Raw genomic sequence first — 17,349 nt, 5'->3', positions numbered from 1 at the left:
GGACTGCGGAAAACCACAATGCGGCCCTGCGGTGCACCGCACCCGACCTCTGCGGCCCCCCGCATACCGCCGCCCGCCGCCGTTTCCTAGCGTCTGGTACATGATCCTCAACGCCGCGCACGACGTGTCCGCCGCCGCGAACGAAGCGCCCACCGGCGGCATCGCGGGCTGGGCCACCGACCTCATGGACTCGCTCGGCGCCGTCGGCGCCGGGGTGGCCATCGCCCTGGAGAACCTGTTCCCGCCGCTGCCCAGCGAGGTGATCCTGCCGCTCGCCGGATTCGCCGCGAGCCAGGGCAGGTTCGGCCTGTTCGCGGTCCTGTTCTGGACGACGGCGGGCTCCGTGATCGGCGCGCTCGCGCTCTACGCGGTGGGCGCGCTGCTCGGCCGGGACCGCACCGTGGCCATCGCGGCTCGCCTGCCGCTGGTGAAGGCGTCCGACATCCACCGCACGGAGGAGTGGTTCGCCCGGCACGGCACCAAGGCGGTCTTCTTCGGCCGGATGATCCCGATCTTCCGCAGCATGATCTCGGTCCCGGCGGGCGTCGAACGGATGAGGCTGCCCGTCTTCCTCGCCCTGACGACCGCGGGCAGCCTCATCTGGAACGCCGTCTTCATCCTGATCGGCCACGCGCTCGGCACCCGCTGGCACCAGGTCACCGACCTCGTCGGCCTGTACTCCAAGGGCGTCCTCGCCGTGGTCGCCCTTGCGGTCGTCGCCTTCGTGGTGGTGCGGGTGCGCAGGGCGGGCAAGGAAACCACCGATCGGCCGCGCTAGGCCCGCGCCCCGAAGGGGCGCGGGGAACCGCGCGACAAGCCACGACGCACCCGCAGAGAGAAGATCCCCGGGCAGAGCCCGGCTGAGGCCTAGAGAATCGCCCCCGGCGCGTAGGCCGCAGCCTCAGGATGCTCCTTGACCACCGCTTCGATCTGCGACACGAGGACAGAGACCTGATCACTGGCCGCACCAGTGAAAGACAGCTTGTCGGCCATGAGGGCGTCCAGCTCGGCGCGGTCCAGCGGGATCCGGGAGTCGGCGGCGAGCTTGTCGAGAAGTTCGTTCCGCTCGGCACCCTGCTCCCGCATCGCCAGCGCGGAGGCGACCGCGTTCTCCTTGATCGCCTCGTGGGCCTCCTCGCGGCCGACGCCCGCCCGCACCGAGGCCATCAGGACCTTGGTCGTGGCGAGGAAGGGGAGGTAGCGGTCCAGCTCACGCGAGACGACGGCGGGGAAGGCACCGAACTCGTCGAGCACGGTGAGGAAGGTTTCGAGCAGCCCGTCGAGCGCGAAGAACGCGTCGGGCAGAGCGACACGGCGTACGACGGAGCAGGAGACGTCGCCCTCGTTCCACTGGTCGCCGGCCAGCTCGCCGGTCATCGACGCGTAGCCGCGCAGGATGACGGTGAGGCCGTTGACGCGCTCGCAGGAGCGGGTGTTCATCTTGTGCGGCATCGCGGACGAGCCGACCTGGCCCGGCTTGAAGCCCTCGGTGACGAGCTCGTGCCCGGCCATGAGCCGGATGGTCTTGGCCAGCGAGGAGGGCCCGGATGCGAGCTGCACGAGCGCGGTGACGACCTCGTAGTCGAGGGAGCGCGGGTAGACCTGGCCGACCGAGGTGAAGGCGCGGTCGAAGCCGAGGTGCCCGGCGATCCGCTGCTCCAGGTCGGTGAGCTTCTCGGCGTCGCCGCCAAGGAGGTCGAGCATGTCCTGGGCGGTGCCGACGGGGCCCTTGATGCCGCGCAGCGGGTAGCGGCGCAGCAGGTCGTCGACGCGGCGGTAGGCGACGAGGAGCTCGTCGGCGGTCGTCGCGAAACGCTTGCCCAGCGTGGTCGCCTGCGCGGCGACGTTGTGCGAGCGGCCGGCCATGACGAGCTCGGCGTACTCGCCCGACAGCTTGCCGAGCCGCGCGAGGACGGCGACGGTGCGGTCGCGGACCAGTTCCAGGGAGAGCCGGACCTGCAGCTGCTCCACGTTCTCGGTCAGGTCGCGGGAGGTCATGCCCTTGTGGACCTGCTCGTGCCCGGCGAGCGCGTTGAACTCCTCGATGCGGGCCTTCACGTCATGGCGGGTGACCTTCTCGCGCTCGGCGATCGAGGCGAGGTCGACGTCGTCGATGACCCGCTCGTAGTCGGCGAGGGCGGCATCCGGCACCTCGATCCCCAGGTCCTTCTGCGCCCGCAGAACGGCGAGCCAGAGCTGACGCTCCAGCTTGACCTTCTGCTCGGGCGACCAGAGGGTGGCGAGCTCGGCGGAGGCATAACGCCCGGCGAGGACGTTCGGGATACGGGGCTTTGCAGGCGCGGCAGTCACGTGGATGGAGTTTACCTGCCGTCCGACCTGGCCTTTGACCGTCCGTACAGTCCCGAGGGTGCCGCTCGTTGGAGCATCGTCCAGGAGCTGGTGGCGCGGACGGACACAACAGGACGACGGCTGTGGCGCAACTCCCGGCGATCCACGTACGTCTCCCGGTGATCCACGTACGTCTAGGCTTCGGCGCATGGAGCAGCGCGAGATCATCCAAAGAGTCGTCGGCATCCTGACCGAGGCGATCGAGATGCGCCGACAGGTACGTGAGAATCCGGACGGCGAGGTCGAACCCAGCGGCGCGGTCGGCACGATGCTGGAGGAGATGCTGCCGCGCATCGAGATCCCGGCCGACGCCACGCCCATCGAGGTGGCCGAGGTGGTGGGCCGTGAGCTGAGCCCGGTCATCGAACAGATCACCTCGGCCTTCGCCTTCTCCTTCGCCCAGCTCGCGGAGGCCCACGACGAGGGCCGCACCGATGTGACCTCGGCGGACGTGCTGCAGTCGATCGCCCTGCACTTCGAGGACGAGGTGGAGGAGTAGGGCAGGGCAGCCTGCCGGGGGAGGCGAGGGGATGGATCAAGGGCTGGCGGCGATACTCGGCGCGACGGTGGGGGCAACGGCCACCGGCGCGGCGGCGCTCGTCACGGCGATGTCCGCGTCGCGCCTGAACAGGACCGAGCACGGCAGGAAGCGTGCCTCGCCTACCTCACCTTGGTGGCACAGATCCGCATGGCACTCGCCGACATCAGCCGCCACTTCCGACCGGATCTGACCGACCTCTACGAGCCACTCGACCCCGCGACGGCGCGCGCCCGGGTCACCGAGATCGACGATCAGTACCACGAACTGATCACGAAGCACGCGACCTTGATGCTGGCCGGGCTCCGCCGGGTCCACCGACAGGCGGTGCGGACGACGGACCTGGTGTCCGGGCCTTTGATGCTGGTCACACGCTGGAGCATGGGCTCAGCCACGTCGGCCGTCACCGACGAGCAGATGCAGGTCTGCGACCGCGGGATGGAGGCGCTCGCGCAGGGCCTGGCCTTGTTCGCGGACACGGCCAGGGAGAGTACGTAGCGACGGCCAGGGAGAGTACGCAGCGACCTCCCGGTCCGATACGTGCCTACGCGAACGGGTCCTCGTAAGGCAGCAGATCCGGCCGCTTCGCCGGGAGGCCGTCGCCGGAGGAGCGGCCCGTCAGGCGGCGGACGATCCACGGGGCGAGGTGCTGGCGGGCGAAGCGGATGTCGGTGATGCGGCGGGCCGCCCAGTTGGGTGGGGCTGTGGGTGGGAGAAGGGAGTTCCAGTCGTCCTCGGGGGTGTAGCCGAGCGACTGCCATACCGCTTCCGCGACCCTGCGGTGGCCCTCGGTCGTCAGATGCAGCCGGTCCACGTCCCACATGCGCTGGTCGCCCAGCACCTCCGAGCCGTACAGGTCCACGACCGTGGCGCTGTGCCGTACCGCCAACTCGTCGATGTACGCGAAGAGTTCCTCCATGCGCGGGCGGAAACGCTCGAACACGGGACCGTTCCGGCCGGGGCTGTGCATCAGGACGAGCTTCTTGCACGCCGGGGCGAGGCGCTCCACCGCCTCCTCCAGGAGGCCGCGTACGCGGACCATGTCGCACTTGGGGCGCAGCGTGTCGTTGAGGCCGCCCACCAGGGTGATCACGTCGGGCTGCATCGCCGCGGCGACGTCCACCTGCTCGGCCACGATCTGCCCGATGAGTTTCCCGCGCACCGCGAGGTTCGCGTACCGGAAACCGGGGGAGGCGGCAGTCATCCGGGCGGCGAGCAGATCGGCCCAGCCGCGGTAGCTGCCGTCGGGCAGGCGGTCAGACATGCCCTCGGTGAAGGAGTCGCCGACCGCGACGAGACTGGTGTAGTTGGCATTCATCTGCATGGCGGGAGCGATCGTACATGGAGCTGCGCCCCTTCGCCCCGGCGGACGCCGACACCGTCGCGGGCTGGCCGGCCTCCGCCGGTGAGGTGGCCCTGTGGTGCGGGTACACGGAGATCTTCCTGCGCGTGCACCCGGGGAACGTCACCGCCCTGCGCTGCTATCGCGGGGCCGGATTCCTGCCGGTCGACCCCGCCCTGGCCGCGGAGTGGAACATCCCGCAGCCTGTCCACTACGTGTGGCTCCGTCATGTGGGGGCGGGCTCGGGGGTGTGAAGGCTCAGGGGCCCGGAGGTGTTGCTTCCGTTGCCTTCGTGTCGATCGCCGTACGGCCGACCAGTCGTTCGTAGCGCTGCCTCGCCGCCTGCGGAGTGCCCAGGCCGAGGCCGAAGGCGATGTCCGGCCAGGTCATGCCGCGGCCGCGCGCCATCTGCAGGAGACCGGCCTCCACCTCGTCCATCTCGCGTCGCGCCATCGGTACGAGCGTCAGCGCCGCGGTGATGTCCGCTTGGTCCACCTCCGGCTCGCCCTCCGCGCGGTCCGCGACGCCGGTCATCAGGAACGTCACGAGCCGTACCGCTTCGTGCGGGCCGATGACCGTGGCGTGGATCTGTCGGCGCCGCTGTTCGTCGGTGGCCGCGTGCCGCTCGGCGATGCGGAACAGGGATGCGGGGGCGCGGCCCGCTCGCACCTGGTCAGGGTGCGTGGGGCTGAAGGGGTCGGTCTCGTCGGGCCGCGGTTCCGGTGTCGAGGTCATGCGTTCAGCTTCGTCGGCACACGGCGTGATGTCAACACATTCTTATGAACAGTTCGTTTGCAACAGCCTGTTTGTATGTAGTGAGGGGTGATGTCGAGTCCAGTCGCCGGTCGGGTTGCGGTATGAAACGGTGGGAAACGTCCTAAATGCCACTCATGGTGAACCGGGTGAACCGGGTGAACCGGGTGAACTTGGCGAACCTGGCGAGAGGGGAATCGCATGTCATCGAAGCGACGCCGCAAGAAGAAGGCACGCCGCAAGCACGCGGCCAACCACGGCAGTCGGCCCCAGTCCTGACCGCGGTCCTGCCCCAGCCTGACCGCGGTCCTGCCCAGCCCTGATCGCCGGGCCACGCACCGGTTTCCGGGTGATCTCGTCAACAGCCTTGCCACCTGGGTCAACGGGTGAACAATGGTGCAATGTTGGAGTTGTTGCGAGAAGTCGGCGTGGAACTGCCGGGCGGCGGGGGACTGCTGAAGTTCGGGATGACACCCGGAGAAGTCCTTGAACTGCTGCCGCCCGACAGAGTCACGCACCACCGGCAGTGCATGGGGCTGACCCTGGACCAGTACGCCGAGCTGCGGCACGCGCACGACGCCTGGCTCGGCGGCCTCCTCTTCGAGCCGGAGTGGAACTTCGACGCCGAGGTCGGCGGTGTGGTCCTGGGCTTCGGCGGAGGCGGGCCCGGAGCCACGGACCGGCTGGGCCGCGTGGAGATCCAGGCGCGGACGCAGGCGGGCGGCCCGGAGGTGACGCCAGTGGCCTGGGACGACATCGACCTCTTCGGTTATCCCGCCGCGGAGATCGTGGCCGTGCTGCCCGGTGCTGCCGCGCAGCCCGATGGCTCGCCCTCGGCGGAGATGTCGGTGGACGAACTCGGCCTGCGCCTCTCACGGGCCACGCCGGCTGCGGAGCACTGGGAGCGGGTGACGCTCGTCGGTCCCCAGGCGGGCGGTTGGGGTGCCTGCTGCGCGGGCGGTCTCGTCTGCGCCGAACAGGGCGACGGGCTCGTGGGGATCATGTACTGACCGGCTGCCGCCCCTCCGGGGGCCGGGCGATCGGGGGCCGGGCGATCGAGGGCTGACCGCCTACACCCGTTCCCCGCCCGCCCCCTCCAGCGCCGCCAGGATCCAACTCCGCGACTCCGCGGGGTCGATGACCGCGTCGATCTCCAGGGCCGCCGCGGCGTTCACCGCCTTGCCGTGCTCGTACAACTCGGCGACATGGGCATCGAACACCCGCTGCCGCTCCCCGGGGTCGGCGATCGCGGCCAGCTCCTTGCGGTAGCCCAGGCGGACGGCGCCCTCCAGGCCCATCCCCCCGAACTCGCCGCTCGGCCACGCCGCCGTGGCCACGGGTGCGCGTGTGGAGCCGCCCATCATGGCCATCGCGCCGAGGCCGTACGCCTTGCGCAGCACCAGGCTCACCAGGGGGACGCGCAGCTGTGCGCCGGTCACGAAGAGCCGGGAGAAGTGCCGTACGGTCGCCGTTCGTTCGGCGTCCGGGCCGACCATGAAACCCGGTGTGTCGCAGAGCGAGACGACCGGGAGCCCGAACGCGTCGCACAGCCGCAGGAAGCGCTCCGCCTTGTCCGCCGCGTCCCGGTCGATCGCACCGCCCAGGTGGTTGGGGTTGTTGGCCAGTAGTCCCATCGGTCGGCCCTCGACGCGTACGAGCGCCGTGATGATGCCCGCGCCGAAGCCGCGCCGCAGTTCCAGGACCGAGCCCGTGTCCGCGATGCCCTCGATCGCGGTCCGCACGTCATAGGCGCGGCGCCGGTTCTCCGGTACCGCGTGCCGCAGCAGCCGCGGGTCCGACGCCTCCCAACTGCCGCGCGCGTCTTGAGAGAAGCTCGCGTTTCGGGAGAAGTACGCGAGGTACTTCCGCGCCACCCGCACCGCGTCGGCCTCGTCCGCGACCGCGATGTCCACGACGCCGTTCGGCACTTGGACGGACAGCGGGCCGACCTCCTCCGGGCGGTACACGCCGAGTCCGCCGCCCTCGATCATCGCGGGGCCGCCCATCCCGATGCTGGCCTCCGGCGTCGCGATCACCACGTCGCAGCAGCCGAGCAGTGCCGCGTTGCCCGCGAAGCACCGCCCCGAGGCAACGCCTACGAGGGGCACTTGACCGCTCAGCCGTCCCATCTGATGGAACGTGGTCACGTCCAGACCGGCCACGGACGTCGTGTCCGTGTCCCCGGGGCGCCCGCCGCCCCCTTCCGCGAACAGCACGACCGGCAGCCGCCGTTCCTCGGCCAGTTGGAGCATCCGGTCCGTCTTGCGGTGGTTCTGCAGGCCCTGGGTGCCGGCGAGCACTGTGTAGTCGTACGACATGGCCACACATCGCACGCCGTCGATCCGCCCCGTGCCGGTGACCATGCCATCGGCGGGCGTCGAGGCGATCAGGTCGTCCAGGGAGCGGCGACGGCGCTGGGCGGCGATCGCCAGCGCGCCGTACTCCGTGAACGTCCCGTCGTCACACAGGTCCTGGATGTTCTCGCGTGCCGTGCGGCGCCCGATGCGGTGGCGCTTGGCGACGGCTTCGGGGCGTTGCTCGTCCAGGCCGATGGCGTGCCGCGCCAGGGTCTCTGCCAGGTCGGGGCGGATGGCATCGGGGTCTGCGGCCTCCTCGGTGTGTGCTGATACCGCCTCGTCGGCCGCTGCCGCGTCCACCGTCACCAAGGGGCTGCCCTCCGCCGCCGTGTCGCCCACGCGCGTGTGCAGTGCAGTGACGCTTCCGGAGGTGGCCGCTCGCAGCACGTGCTCCATCTTCATCGCTTCGAGCACGAGCAACTGCTGTCCTGTCACCACCTGTTCGCCCACCATCACGTCCACGGAGACGACCGTCCCGGTCATGGGGGCGGTGATCGTCGTGTCGTCGTCCACGATGATCTGGGGCGGATCCTCGGGCAGCAGTTCCCCGATGTGCTCGGCCACGAAGCCCGTGTGCGCGCCGCCCGCGGTGAACCCCGGGTGGGCGAGCAGTGCCCGGAGCAGGGGAATTCCCGTGCGTACGCCCTCAACGGCGAAGTCCGCGAGCGCGCGGGACGCACGTTCGCAGACCGCTGCGAAGTCTCCGTGCGGCGCGTGCGTGATGACCTTCGCGAGCAGCGAGTCGTAACGGGCCCCGATCTCCGAACCGTTGCGCGCCGCGGTGTCCACACGCACCCCCGGGCCCGTCGGCACGTCGAAGCGGGTGAGTGTGCCCGTGGAGGGGAGCGCCGTACCGTCGGTCGTCGGGGACTCGGCGTTGACCCGGGCCTGGAGCGCGTATCCGCGCGGTCGCGGCGGCGGGCCCGCGAGGCCGAGGGCCGCGAGTGAATCGCCTGCGGCCAGGCGAAGTTGAGCGACGACAAGGTCGACACCCGTCACCTCCTCGGTGACCGTGTGCTCGACCTGGAGGCGTGGATTCGCCTCGATGAAGTGGAACTCCTCGCCCAGGACCAGGAATTCGAAGGTGCCGAGGCCGGTGTAGCCGCACGCGCGGGCCATCAGGAGGGCCGCGGACACCAGCTTCTCCCGGACGGCCTCGGGGAGTCCGGGAGCCGGAGCGATCTCGACGAGCTTCTGGTGGCGTCGCTGGGCGCTGCAGTCGCGCTCCCAGAGGTGGGTGACCTCGCCCGTGGTGTCGCCCAGGATCTGGACCTCGATGTGGCGGGCGCCGGAGAGCAGCTCCTCGACGTACAACTCCGCACGTCCGAAGCCCTGCAGCGCCTCCGAACGGCAGCGCTCCCAGGCTTCCGCCAGTTCGTCGGGGTGGTGCACGGCCCGCATGCCGCGCCCGCCGCCGCCCCCGCTGGCCTTCACCATCACCGCGCCAAGAGGGCCGAGCCCGGCCAGGAAGTCGGCGGCCTCGGTCAGGCTCGTGGGGCCATCCGTGCCCGCCAGGACGGGCACGCCAAGGCTCTGCGCGAGCGCACGCGCGCGTGCCTTGTCGCCGAACAGGCCCAGCACATCGGGCGAGGGGCCGACGAACCGCAGCCCGGCCTTCGCGCACCGCGCCGCGAAGTCGGCGTCCTCGCTCAGGAAGCCGTAACCGGGATGCAGCAGTTCGCACCCGGAGCGCCGGGCCGCCGCGAGCACCGCGTCTGCGTCCAAGTACGCGGAGGGACCCGAGCCCCCCAACGGCTGTGCCTCATCGGCAAGTTGGACGTGCCGTGCGGTGGCGTCGTCCTCGGCGTACACGGCGACGGTGCGCAGTCCGGCATCGGCGGCGGCCTGCAGGATGCGGACGGCGATCTCCCCGCGGTTGGCGACGAGCACGGCGGCAGAACCCATGAAGCCCTCCTGAAGTCTCTGGCGCCGCCATGCTCATTGACATTGGCGTCAACGTCAATAAGCTCGCCGCGTGACACGAAACCAGCAGCCCTGGGCGACCCGCACCGCCCGCGACCGCAGTGACGCACCGGCCCGCGGGCGGCTCCTGGACGCCGCCGAGGCCGCGTTCGCGCGGCACGGCTACGGCGCGACGACCGTCGCCGTCATCACGGCGGAGGCGGACGTCTCACGGGCGGCCTTCTACGTGTACTTCGCGTCCAAGGACGAGATCTTCCGCGTGCTCGCGGCGCGCGTACGGGACGCGTTCCTCGCCGCGCAGGACGTGCCGGGCGTCGACCGCGACGACGCCCGCGAGGTCGCGGGGGCGTCCACCGCCGCCTTCATCGCCGCGTACGCCCAACACCTGCCGCTGCTGCGGCTGTTGGAGCAGCGGGCGCAGGTCGACGACGAGGTGCGCGCCCTGTGGGAGGAGACCCAGGAGCGCCCGATCCACCGCTCCGCCCGCTACATCCGGCGGCTCGCGGCCGAGGGCAGGGCCCGGCCCGTCGCCGACCCCCTCGCCGTGGCCCGCGCGGTCGGCGGCATGAGCATCCAGTTCGCCCGGCTCACGGCGGCCGACCCGAAGACGTACGACGCGGCCGTGCGCGATGTGACCGCCATGTTCCTGCACCTGCTCGGAGTCGATCCCCCACGCTGAGGAGCCGCTCGCATGCCTGTAGAAGACCAGCTGCGCGATCTGCGTGCCCGCCAGGACAAGGCGCGGCGCGGACGCCAGCAGGACACCGCGGAGCACCGCGCGGGAACACGCACTGTGCCGGGATATGTGGCGCACTGGGCGAGGACGGCGCCGGACAGGCCCGCGCTGGTCTTCGGCGACGAGACCATCTCGTACGGCCGACTGGACGTGCTCACCGACCGGTTGGCGGGCTGGCTCGACGGGCGGGGCGTGCGGCCCGGCGATCGGGTGGGCGTGCAGTTGCCCAATTGCCCGCAGTTCGTCGTCGCGATGCTGGCCGTGCTGCGGGCCGGGGCGGTGCACGTTCCGGTCAACCCGATGTTCCGGGCGGCTGAGCTTAGCCATGAACTGCGGGACGCGGGGCCCGAGATCGTCATCACACACAGCTCACTGGTCGCCGTACTCGACGAGGTGCGCGAAGGGACCGCCGTGCGTGAGGTCCTCGTGGCCGACGACGGCGAGGCCTGGGCCGCGGCCGTGGGGCACGCGCCGCTCGGGCGGATCGCCGACGACCTGGACGCGCTCGCCGCGCTCAACTACACCGGCGGAACCACCGGCATGCCCAAAGGCTGCGAGCACACCCAGCGGCACATGGTCTACACGGCGACCGCCATCGACAACGGCCGCGGGCCACGGCCGGTGGACGACGGCATCGTCTCGCTCTGTTTCCTGCCGGTCTTCTGGATAGCGGGGGAGAACCTCGGGATCCTCGCCCCGCTCGTCTCCGGCGGGACCAGTGTGCTGCTGCCGCGCTGGGACCCGGCCGCCGTGCTCGCGGCGATCGCCCGGCACCACGTCACCACCATGGCCGGGACGGTGGAGAACTACCTCGAACTCCTCGCCCACCCCGACTTCGCGCGCCACGACGTCACTTCACTGACCGCACCCCTCGCCGTGTCCTTCATCCGCAGGCTGACGCCGGAACTGCGGGCGCGCTGGCGTGCGGCCGTCGGCCCGGACAGTGTGCTGCGCGAGGCGTCGTACGGCATGACCGAGACCCACACCAGCGACACCAACACGCTCGGCTTCCAGGACGGCGACCACGACCTCTCGGGCGACGCCACGTTCTGCGGCCTGCCCGTTCCCGGCACGGACTTCCTGATCGTCGACTTCACGACGGGCGAACCGCTGCCCATCGGTGAGCCCGGCGAGATCACCGTCAGCGGCCCCTCGGTGCTCACCCGCTACTGGCGGGCCCCCGAGGCGACGGCGGCCGCCCTGCGCGACGGCCGGCTGCACACCGGCGACATCGGGCGCTTCGACGAGGACGGCTGCCTGTACTACCTGGGCCGAGACAAGGACATGATCAAGGTCAAGGGCATGAGCGTCTTCCCGGCAGAGGTCGAGACGCTGCTCGCCCGGCACCCCGGCGTCCTCGCTGCCGCCGTCGTCGCCGTCGCGGACACGGAGGCGGGCCAGCGCCCCTACGCCTACGTGCGCACCGTCCCCGGCAGCGCGCTCACCGCGCAGGAGCTGCGCACGTGGGCGGCCGGTGCCATGGCGACGTACAAGGTGCCGACCGTCGAGATCCTCGACGAGCTGCCGCTCACCGCCACGGGCAAGATCAAGAAGGCGGAGCTGGCGGAGCGGGCCGCGACGACGGCCGGGGCCGCGGCTACGGCCGCGACAGAGCAGCCAGGTGGTCCCAGGCCGCCTGCGCCGTGAACTCGGCCTGCCCGCCGTGAAAGAGCAGCCCCGCCGACGCGAACGCCGGTTCATCCGCGTGGGCGGTGACGTAGGGGATCGCGATGCAGCGCATGCCCGCAGCGTGCGCCGCCGTCGCGCCCGGAGCGGCGTCCTCCAGGACCACGCAGTCCGCCGGGTCCGCGCCGAGGAGCGCGGCTGCGGCCAGGAAGACGTCGGGAGCGGGCTTGCCGTGTGCGACCTCGTCGGCCGAGACGACGGTGGTCAGGAGCGCGTCGAGGCCGGTGCCGGAGAGGATCGCGTCGATGGCGGCGCGGGACGACCCGGAGGCCACGGCCATCGGCACCCCGGCACCGTGCAGCCGCTCCACGAACTTCCGCATCTCCGGAAAGACATGCGTGTCGGCGCGGGCGAGCTCCAGGTAACGGCGGTCGAGCTCCGGGAGCAGTTCGCCCACCGGTACGTCGATCCCGTACCGGTCCTTCCAGATGGCGAGGCTCTCCTGGGTGCTGATGCCCACGAACTGCTCGTTCTCGGCCCAGGTGTAGTCGACTCCGTGCTCGGCGAGCAGCGCGCGCTGTGCCGCGTAGTAGTTGGGCTCGCTGTCCACGAGAGTGCCGTCGAGATCGAAGACGACCGAGATGCCGCCGAAGGTGTTCATGCCCTCCAGCATGCCAAAGCCCCAGATCACCGCCGCACGGGCGGTGGGATCACTTCTGCGCGGCCGAGGCCCTGCCGATCGACTCCACGAGCGGCAGCAGGCGGTGCGGGACGCGCTCGCGCAGGGCCATCTCCGTACGGGTGCGGACCACGCCCGGCATCTGGATCAGCTGCTGGACCACGTCCTCCAGATGACCGTTGTCCCGGGCGACCACGCGGGTCAGGAGATCACCACCACCGGTGATCGAGAACGCCTCGACGATCTCCGGCACGGCGGCAAGAGCGTCACCCACCTCGTCGAGATGCCCCTGAGTGACCTCGATGTGGACAAAGGCAAGCACCGGATGCCCGAGCGCGGCAGGAGACAGGGACGGCCCGCTCCCGGTGATCACCCCATCCCGCTCCAGCCGATCGAGCCGGGCCTGCAGGGTGCCACGCGCGACACCGAGCACACGCGCGTACTCGCGGACGCTGGTGCGGGGCTGCTCCAGGAGGAGCCGCAGAATGCGTGTGTCGAGTTCGTCGACGGCCATGGGGCGGGGTCTCCCGGGTGCGAGGGATGAACCTCGTGACTGTACCAATGGAACAGCGGGCCGACCTCGATGAGACCGGTCTGACCTGCGGATACCGGCGACCGGCGCGCCCGGACACCTCAGACGGCGCCGGACCTCCGCCGGACCGCCCGCACCGCCTCCACCAGCGCCGTGACGCCCCGTTCCGCCTTGGCCCGCGGGCAGCCCACGTTCAGGCGCAGGTGGCCGGGGGAGCCGTAGGACGCGCCGGGCATGATGGCGACCTTCTGGGATTCGATCAGTTCGCGTTGCAGGGCGTCGTCGTCCACGCCCAAGGGGCGTAGGTCGATCCAGGCCAGGTAGCCCGCCTGGGGTGGAGTCCAGTTCAGGGTCGGGAAGGCCGTGTTCAGGCGGTCGGCGATGAGGTGGAGGTTGCCGCGCAGGTAGGTGGTGAGGGCCTCCAGCCATGGTGCTCCCTCTCGGTACGCGGCGATGTGGCCGACCAGTGACAGCACCGCCGGGGACGACAGGCCGTCGGCCTCCTTGAGATGGCGCAGGTACCTTTCGCGTGTGGCGGGGTCGCCGATGATTCCGTAACTGCCGGTCAGCGCCGGGATGTTGAAGGACTTCGACGCCGACGTCACCACCGCCCACCGCTCGTCGAGGCCGCCGTGCAGGGACCAAGGGCGGTGGACGTGCGGTGGGTGTACCAGGTCCGAGTGGATCTCGTCGCTGATCACCGCTACGCCGTACCGCGCGCACAGCCCCGCGATGCGGCCGAGCTCGGTCTCCGTCCACACGTGGCCCGTGGGGTTGTGCGGCGAGCACAGCAGCAGCACGGACGTGTCAGGAAGAGCCAGCAGCCGCTCCAGCTCGGACCAGTCGCCGAGCGGGCAGCCCAGCAGGCGGCGTTCGTTCGCGGCGACGGTCTTGGGGAAGGCGTCGTACGCCGGTGTGTGGACGACCACCCCGTCGCCGGGAGCAGACCACAGGTGCAGGAGCCGGGCGACCTGGTAGATCACGGACGGGCCGTAGACGATCGACTCCGGGTCCACCTCGGTCGCGTGGCGCGTGGCGTACCAGTCGACGATCGCCGAGAGGAAGTCGGCCTGACGCCAGCGGGAGTAGCCGAGCACGCCGTGGTCGAGCCGGCCGCGGAGCGCCGTGAGGACCGCGGGCGCCGTCTCGAAGTCCATGTCCGAGATGGTGAAGGGCAGCAGGTCCGGGACGCCGAAGCGGTCCTGGACGTAGTCCCACTGCGTGCACCAGGTGCCGTGCCGGTCGACAGGGGTGTCGAAGTCGAAGCGCGAGGGCATCGCTCAGCCCACCCGGACCATCGTCGCCATCGCGTCCTTCACCGACTGCACCTGCGGGCCGATGATGACCTGCACGTTGTGCGCGTCGAGTTTGATGACGCCGACCGCGCCGAGCTTCTTCAGCCGGGACTCGTCGACCCGTTCGGCGTCCGCGACCGTCATGCGCAGGCGCGTGATGCAGTTGTCGAGGGTCTGGATGTTCTCGGCGCCGCCGATCGCGTCCAGGATCGCCACCGCGTCGTACTTCCCGGCGATCAGCTCCCGCGGAGCCGCAGTCTTGTCCGCGGCCTCGTCCGCAGCGGCCTCGTCCCCGTCGGCCTCCTCCGCCGCGGGCTCGTCGCGCCCCGGCGTCTTGAGGTCGAAGCGCGTGATGGCCCAGCGGAAGAGGAAGTAGTACCCGGCGAACCACACCGCGGCGATGACCGGGATCAGGTACCACTTCGTGGTCGTGCCCTGGAGGACGCCGAAGACGAGCCAGTCGATGACGTTGCCGTCGGTGTTGCCGATGAACACCCCGAGGACGGCCGCGGTCAGGAATCCGAGGCCGACGAGGACGGCGTGGATCAGGTACAGCCACGGCGCGATGAACAGGAACAGGAACTCGAGCGGCTCGGTGATGCCGCCGACGACGCACGCGACGACACCGGAGATCAGGAGCGCCTTGATCTCGGGGCGCATCTTCTTGTTCGCGCAGTGATACATCGCCAGGGCCGCGCCCGGCAGGCCGCCGAGGTAGACCGCCATCTTGCCCTGGGACAGGAAGTGGGTGGCGTTGGTGACCGCGTCACCGGGCGGGTTCGCGCAATTGAGCTGCGCGTAGAAGAGGTTGAGGGCGCCGGAGAGCTGGTCGCCGCAGACCGCGCCGGAGCCGCCGACGTCCGTGAAGCGGAACATGGCGACGAGGATGTGGTGCAGGCCGATCGGCCGCAGGAGCACCTCGCCCATGCCGAAGAAGAACGGGCCGAAGACGCCCGCGTGGCCGATCGCGCGCCCGAGGTCCGTGATCCAGCCGTTGAACGTCGGCCACACCAGCGGGATCAGCAGACCGAGCAGGCTGAGGACGAGCGTCGAGATGATCGGCACGAACCGCAGACCGCCGAAGAAGGCGAGCGCGTCCGGCATCCGCTGGGCACGAAACCGCTGGTGAAGGATGCTGACAACGATGCCAACAGCGACGGCGCCGAGCAGTCCCGTATCGATGGACTGGATGCCGATCACGTCGGCGATGCCGTAGTGGGCGATGACCTTCTCGTCCTCGAGGTCCACGTCCTTGGCGGTGAGATAGAAGTTCACCGCCAGGTTCATCGCGGCGAAGCCGACGAAGCCGGAGAACGCCGCGACACCCTTGTCCTCGCGGGCGAGGCCCAGCGGGATGGCTATCGCGAACATCACGGGGAGGAACTTGAAGGCGACGAGGCCGGTGCTCGCCATCCACGTGAAGACGAGGTGGAAGCCCTCGCCCTGGAGGAAGGTCAGGTTCTCGGTGACCGCTTCGCTGGAGAGCGACGAGCCGATGCCCAGCATGATGCCGCAGAACGCGAGCAGGGCCACCGGGAGCATGAACGTCTTGCCGAGGCCCTGGAGGAACTCCCAGAGCGCGGACTTGGTCTTCTGCATGTGTGGGGGTCTTTCGGGCCTGAGCGGAGACGTGCGATGACCGGCCCACGGGCGCGCGGGCCAGGACGGTGGCCGGTCACATGCCGCACACAGGGATCGCCTGCAGATCGGCGCGGAAGGTCCGTCGATCCACGCCGAAGGTCGATCGATCCGCCCGGACGGATGAGATCACAGCGGCTCGGGGGCTGTCCATGGCCGTTGCACATGGTGTACGCGGCCTCAGGCGTCCCGCATCCGCAGCACGGCCCCACCCGTGACGAGCACCCGCGTACGTGGCAAGCACCCCGATGCCCGCCCACGGCCCGATCGGCAACTGGTCCAGATCGACGGTCGCCTGGACCGCGAGCCCTGCCGTCGCGGGCGCCGCCCGCCGGGCGTACTCCTGCCAGTCGGGGTCAGCGAGCAGCCCCGCGAGCAGCGGGAAGGCATAGAAGAGTCCCAGGACCGCGGTGACGGCGCTCGCCGTGTCCCGCAGCGCGGTGGCCACACCCAGGCCGATCAGGGCGGGCGAGCGTGAGGTAGAGGACCGTGCCGATGGCCGCGCGCAGGGTCGGCCCGTCCGTGAGACCAGGAGTCGCGAAGCCATCGGCGGACAACAGCAGCCGCCCGGCCAGGAGCGAACCGGCCACCCCTACGGCACCGGCCCCGGCGGTCAGCGCGCACAGTACGAGCGCCTTCGCGGCGAGCAGCCGCACCCGCCCCGGCTCCGTCGTCAGCGTCGTACGGATGGTGCCCGTGCCGTACTCGGCGCTCATCGTGAGCACCGCGAGCACGACGACCGCGCCCTGGCCGAGCCGGACCCCGGTGAGGCTGAGCTTCACGGTGTCCTCGCGGCAGTCGGCTGGGACCGGGCAGTCACCGGCGGTCAACGACGCCGTGGTGGCCGCGCCCGCGAGGACGGTCAGGGCGACCACGGCGAACAGGAGCCACCAAGTGCTGGGCACTCACGCCGCGCGAGACCGAGGTGCTCCGGCTGATCGCGGAGGGCCTGTCGAACCCGGAGATCGCCGGGCGGCTGCACGTCAGCGAGGAGACCGTGAAGACGCATGTGAGCCAGGTGCTCGCCAAGCTCGGGCTGCGGGACCGGACGCAGGCGGTGGTCGCGGCGTACGAATCGGGGCTCGTGATACCGAGGGGGGGGCCTGACGAAAGGCTCTAGGAGGCCGCCGCCCCTTCGAGGGCCGTGTCCGCGGGACCGCGGTCCGGGGGATTGCCGTCGCGCACCGCGTCCAGGTACTCCGCGATGGCGTCGAGGTTGCGGGTCAGACACGCGACACGCTCGCTCATGCGGTCCCGCTGGTGTTCGAGGGCGGCGATCATCTCCGGTGTCGCGTCCGGGAAGTAGATGGTCCTTGGCTTGTCGAGGCAGGGCAGGATCTGCTTGATGATGCGCGTGGGAAGGCCCGCGTCGAGGAGCCCTCTGATCTGTACGACCCGGTCCACGAAGCGCTCGTCGTACTCGCGATAGCCGTTCGCCGCGCGCTCGGCCATGATGAGGCCCTGCTCCTCGTAGTAGCGCAGCAGTCGCCGGGGTGTCCCGGTGCGCTCCGACAGCTCCCCGATCCGCATCTGATCTCCCTCGCGGTGTCCCGCTTGACCTTCACACCAATGTGAGGGTCC

Annotated in this window: 18 protein-coding genes and 1 pseudogene; 9 read left to right on the top strand and 10 right to left on the bottom strand. The window is 70.6% G+C overall.

Going from position 1 to position 17,349, the window contains the following annotated elements:
* Positions 1-100: 100 nt before the first annotated feature.
* The gene (locus AC5P1C_RS18575) at positions 101-778 is read left to right on the top strand and encodes a DedA family protein (protein ID WP_493866964.1); all 678 of its coding nucleotides are present in this window, start codon (positions 101-103) and stop codon (positions 776-778) included.
* 89 nt (positions 779-867) lie between these two features.
* On the opposite strand, the gene purB is transcribed toward AC5P1C_RS18575, so the two are convergent.
* Positions 868-2,310, bottom strand: a complete 1,443-nt coding sequence (gene purB, locus AC5P1C_RS18570) for an adenylosuccinate lyase (RefSeq protein WP_493866963.1) — start codon at positions 2,308-2,310, stop codon at positions 868-870.
* A gap of 187 nt (positions 2,311-2,497) precedes the next feature.
* Between purB and AC5P1C_RS18565 the strand changes: the two genes are divergently transcribed.
* Both AC5P1C_RS18565 and AC5P1C_RS18560 read left to right on the top strand, forming a co-directional pair.
* The gene (locus AC5P1C_RS18565) at positions 2,498-2,848 is read left to right on the top strand and encodes a hypothetical protein (protein ID WP_351172320.1); all 351 of its coding nucleotides are present in this window, start codon (positions 2,498-2,500) and stop codon (positions 2,846-2,848) included.
* A 174-nt stretch (positions 2,849-3,022) separates the two neighbouring features.
* Positions 3,023-3,385 (top strand): hypothetical protein, encoded by a 363-nt coding sequence (locus AC5P1C_RS18560; protein ID WP_493866962.1) that lies wholly within the window; start codon positions 3,023-3,025, stop codon positions 3,383-3,385.
* Positions 3,386-3,431: 46 nt separating this feature from the next.
* Here AC5P1C_RS18560 and AC5P1C_RS18555 read toward each other — a convergent pair whose 3' ends face one another.
* Positions 3,432-4,211 (bottom strand): SGNH/GDSL hydrolase family protein, encoded by a 780-nt coding sequence (locus tag AC5P1C_RS18555; RefSeq protein WP_493866961.1) that lies wholly within the window; start codon positions 4,209-4,211, stop codon positions 3,432-3,434.
* Between the two features lie 17 nt (positions 4,212-4,228).
* Here AC5P1C_RS18555 and AC5P1C_RS18550 point away from each other — a divergent pair, with 17 nt between their 5' ends.
* The gene (locus AC5P1C_RS18550; protein WP_493866960.1) at positions 4,229-4,483 is read left to right on the top strand and encodes a hypothetical protein; all 255 of its coding nucleotides are present in this window, start codon (positions 4,229-4,231) and stop codon (positions 4,481-4,483) included.
* 4 nt (positions 4,484-4,487) lie between these two features.
* On the opposite strand, the gene AC5P1C_RS18545 is transcribed toward AC5P1C_RS18550, so the two are convergent.
* Positions 4,488-4,964 (bottom strand): DNA-binding protein, encoded by a 477-nt coding sequence (locus AC5P1C_RS18545; RefSeq protein WP_493866959.1) that lies wholly within the window; start codon positions 4,962-4,964, stop codon positions 4,488-4,490.
* A 219-nt stretch (positions 4,965-5,183) separates the two neighbouring features.
* Between AC5P1C_RS18545 and AC5P1C_RS18540 the strand changes: the two genes are divergently transcribed.
* Complete coding sequence (locus tag AC5P1C_RS18540; RefSeq protein WP_466231358.1) at positions 5,184-5,261, top strand: 50S ribosomal protein bL37; 78 nt, start codon at positions 5,184-5,186, stop codon at positions 5,259-5,261.
* A 122-nt stretch (positions 5,262-5,383) separates the two neighbouring features.
* Complete coding sequence (locus AC5P1C_RS18535; protein ID WP_493866958.1) at positions 5,384-5,992, top strand: hypothetical protein; 609 nt, start codon at positions 5,384-5,386, stop codon at positions 5,990-5,992.
* 60 nt (positions 5,993-6,052) lie between these two features.
* On the opposite strand, the gene AC5P1C_RS18530 is transcribed toward AC5P1C_RS18535, so the two are convergent.
* Entirely contained in the window at positions 6,053-9,244 is a 3,192-nt protein-coding gene (locus AC5P1C_RS18530; protein ID WP_493866957.1) for a carboxyl transferase domain-containing protein, read from the bottom strand.
* Between the two features lie 70 nt (positions 9,245-9,314).
* On the opposite strand from AC5P1C_RS18530, the gene AC5P1C_RS18525 reads away from it, so the two are divergent.
* On the top strand, positions 9,315-9,941 hold the full coding sequence (locus AC5P1C_RS18525) for a TetR/AcrR family transcriptional regulator (protein WP_493866956.1): 627 nt from the start codon (positions 9,315-9,317) through the stop codon (positions 9,939-9,941).
* 12 nt (positions 9,942-9,953) lie between these two features.
* Positions 9,954-11,645 (top strand): AMP-binding protein, encoded by a 1,692-nt coding sequence (locus tag AC5P1C_RS18520; RefSeq protein WP_493866955.1) that lies wholly within the window; start codon positions 9,954-9,956, stop codon positions 11,643-11,645.
* Here the strand turns inward: AC5P1C_RS18520 and AC5P1C_RS18515 are convergent.
* The 5 genes from AC5P1C_RS18515 to AC5P1C_RS18495 all read right to left on the bottom strand — a co-directional run bounded on the left by AC5P1C_RS18515 (position 11,596) and on the right by AC5P1C_RS18495 (position 16,673).
* Complete coding sequence (locus tag AC5P1C_RS18515) at positions 11,596-12,285, bottom strand: HAD family hydrolase (RefSeq protein ID WP_493866954.1); 690 nt, start codon at positions 12,283-12,285, stop codon at positions 11,596-11,598. The two genes, AC5P1C_RS18520 and AC5P1C_RS18515, sit on opposite strands and share 50 nt — an antisense overlap.
* Before the next feature lie 49 nt (positions 12,286-12,334).
* A complete protein-coding gene (locus AC5P1C_RS18510; protein WP_493866953.1) occupies positions 12,335-12,817 on the bottom strand; it encodes an Lrp/AsnC family transcriptional regulator in 483 nt (160 codons plus the stop codon).
* A 119-nt stretch (positions 12,818-12,936) separates the two neighbouring features.
* Positions 12,937-14,112: a MalY/PatB family protein gene (locus AC5P1C_RS18505; RefSeq protein ID WP_493866952.1), complete on the bottom strand. Its 1,176-nt coding sequence runs from the start codon at positions 14,110-14,112 to the stop codon at positions 12,937-12,939.
* A gap of 3 nt (positions 14,113-14,115) precedes the next feature.
* Positions 14,116-15,729 carry a maltose/glucose-specific PTS transporter subunit IIBC gene (malX, locus tag AC5P1C_RS18500; RefSeq protein ID WP_493866951.1) on the bottom strand — a complete coding sequence of 538 codons (1,614 nt, stop codon included), beginning with the start codon at positions 15,727-15,729 and terminating at the stop codon, positions 14,116-14,118.
* 395 nt (positions 15,730-16,124) lie between these two features.
* Positions 16,125-16,673: a hypothetical protein gene (locus AC5P1C_RS18495; protein WP_493866950.1), complete on the bottom strand. Its 549-nt coding sequence runs from the start codon at positions 16,671-16,673 to the stop codon at positions 16,125-16,127.
* Here AC5P1C_RS18495 and AC5P1C_RS18490 point away from each other — a divergent pair.
* Positions 16,673-16,888: pseudogene (locus tag AC5P1C_RS18490) on the top strand (response regulator transcription factor); the annotation flags it as partial. The gene AC5P1C_RS18495 and the pseudogene AC5P1C_RS18490 sit on opposite strands and share 1 nt — an antisense overlap.
* Here the strand turns inward: AC5P1C_RS18490 and AC5P1C_RS18485 are convergent.
* Positions 16,885-17,298 (bottom strand): MerR family transcriptional regulator, encoded by a 414-nt coding sequence (locus AC5P1C_RS18485; protein WP_493866949.1) that lies wholly within the window; start codon positions 17,296-17,298, stop codon positions 16,885-16,887. The pseudogene AC5P1C_RS18490 and the gene AC5P1C_RS18485 sit on opposite strands and share 4 nt — an antisense overlap.
* Positions 17,299-17,349: the final 51 nt, after the last annotated feature.

The sequence above is a fragment of the Streptomyces sp. A18 genome, assembly GCF_059026065.1.
Note: the sequence above shows the minus strand (reverse complement) of the source record. Positions and strands in the feature narration are given on the sequence as shown.

Bases quoted from the DNA above. Each gene is read 5' to 3' on its own strand.
- AC5P1C_RS18575 (WP_493866964.1), top strand. From the start codon at position 101: ATGATCCTCAACGCCGCGCACGACGTGTCCGCCGCCGCGAACGAAGCG.
- AC5P1C_RS18565 (WP_351172320.1), top strand. From the start codon at position 2,498: ATGGAGCAGCGCGAGATCATCCAAAGAGTCGTCGGCATCCTGACCGAG.
- AC5P1C_RS18555 (WP_493866961.1), bottom strand. From the start codon at position 4,211: ATGCAGATGAATGCCAACTACACCAGTCTCGTCGCGGTCGGCGACTCC.
- AC5P1C_RS18550 (WP_493866960.1), top strand. From the start codon at position 4,229: ATGGAGCTGCGCCCCTTCGCCCCGGCGGACGCCGACACCGTCGCGGGC.
- AC5P1C_RS18545 (WP_493866959.1), bottom strand. From the start codon at position 4,964: ATGACCTCGACACCGGAACCGCGGCCCGACGAGACCGACCCCTTCAGC.
- AC5P1C_RS18540 (WP_466231358.1), top strand. From the start codon at position 5,184: ATGTCATCGAAGCGACGCCGCAAGAAGAAGGCACGCCGCAAGCACGCG.
- AC5P1C_RS18535 (WP_493866958.1), top strand. From the start codon at position 5,384: ATGTTGGAGTTGTTGCGAGAAGTCGGCGTGGAACTGCCGGGCGGCGGG.
- AC5P1C_RS18530 (WP_493866957.1), bottom strand. From the start codon at position 9,244: ATGGGTTCTGCCGCCGTGCTCGTCGCCAACCGCGGGGAGATCGCCGTC.
- AC5P1C_RS18520 (WP_493866955.1), top strand. From the start codon at position 9,954: ATGCCTGTAGAAGACCAGCTGCGCGATCTGCGTGCCCGCCAGGACAAG.
- AC5P1C_RS18515 (WP_493866954.1), bottom strand. From the start codon at position 12,285: ATGAACACCTTCGGCGGCATCTCGGTCGTCTTCGATCTCGACGGCACT.
- AC5P1C_RS18510 (WP_493866953.1), bottom strand. From the start codon at position 12,817: ATGGCCGTCGACGAACTCGACACACGCATTCTGCGGCTCCTCCTGGAG.
- AC5P1C_RS18505 (WP_493866952.1), bottom strand. From the start codon at position 14,112: ATGCCCTCGCGCTTCGACTTCGACACCCCTGTCGACCGGCACGGCACC.
- malX (WP_493866951.1), bottom strand. From the start codon at position 15,729: ATGCAGAAGACCAAGTCCGCGCTCTGGGAGTTCCTCCAGGGCCTCGGC.
- AC5P1C_RS18485 (WP_493866949.1), bottom strand. From the start codon at position 17,298: ATGCGGATCGGGGAGCTGTCGGAGCGCACCGGGACACCCCGGCGACTG.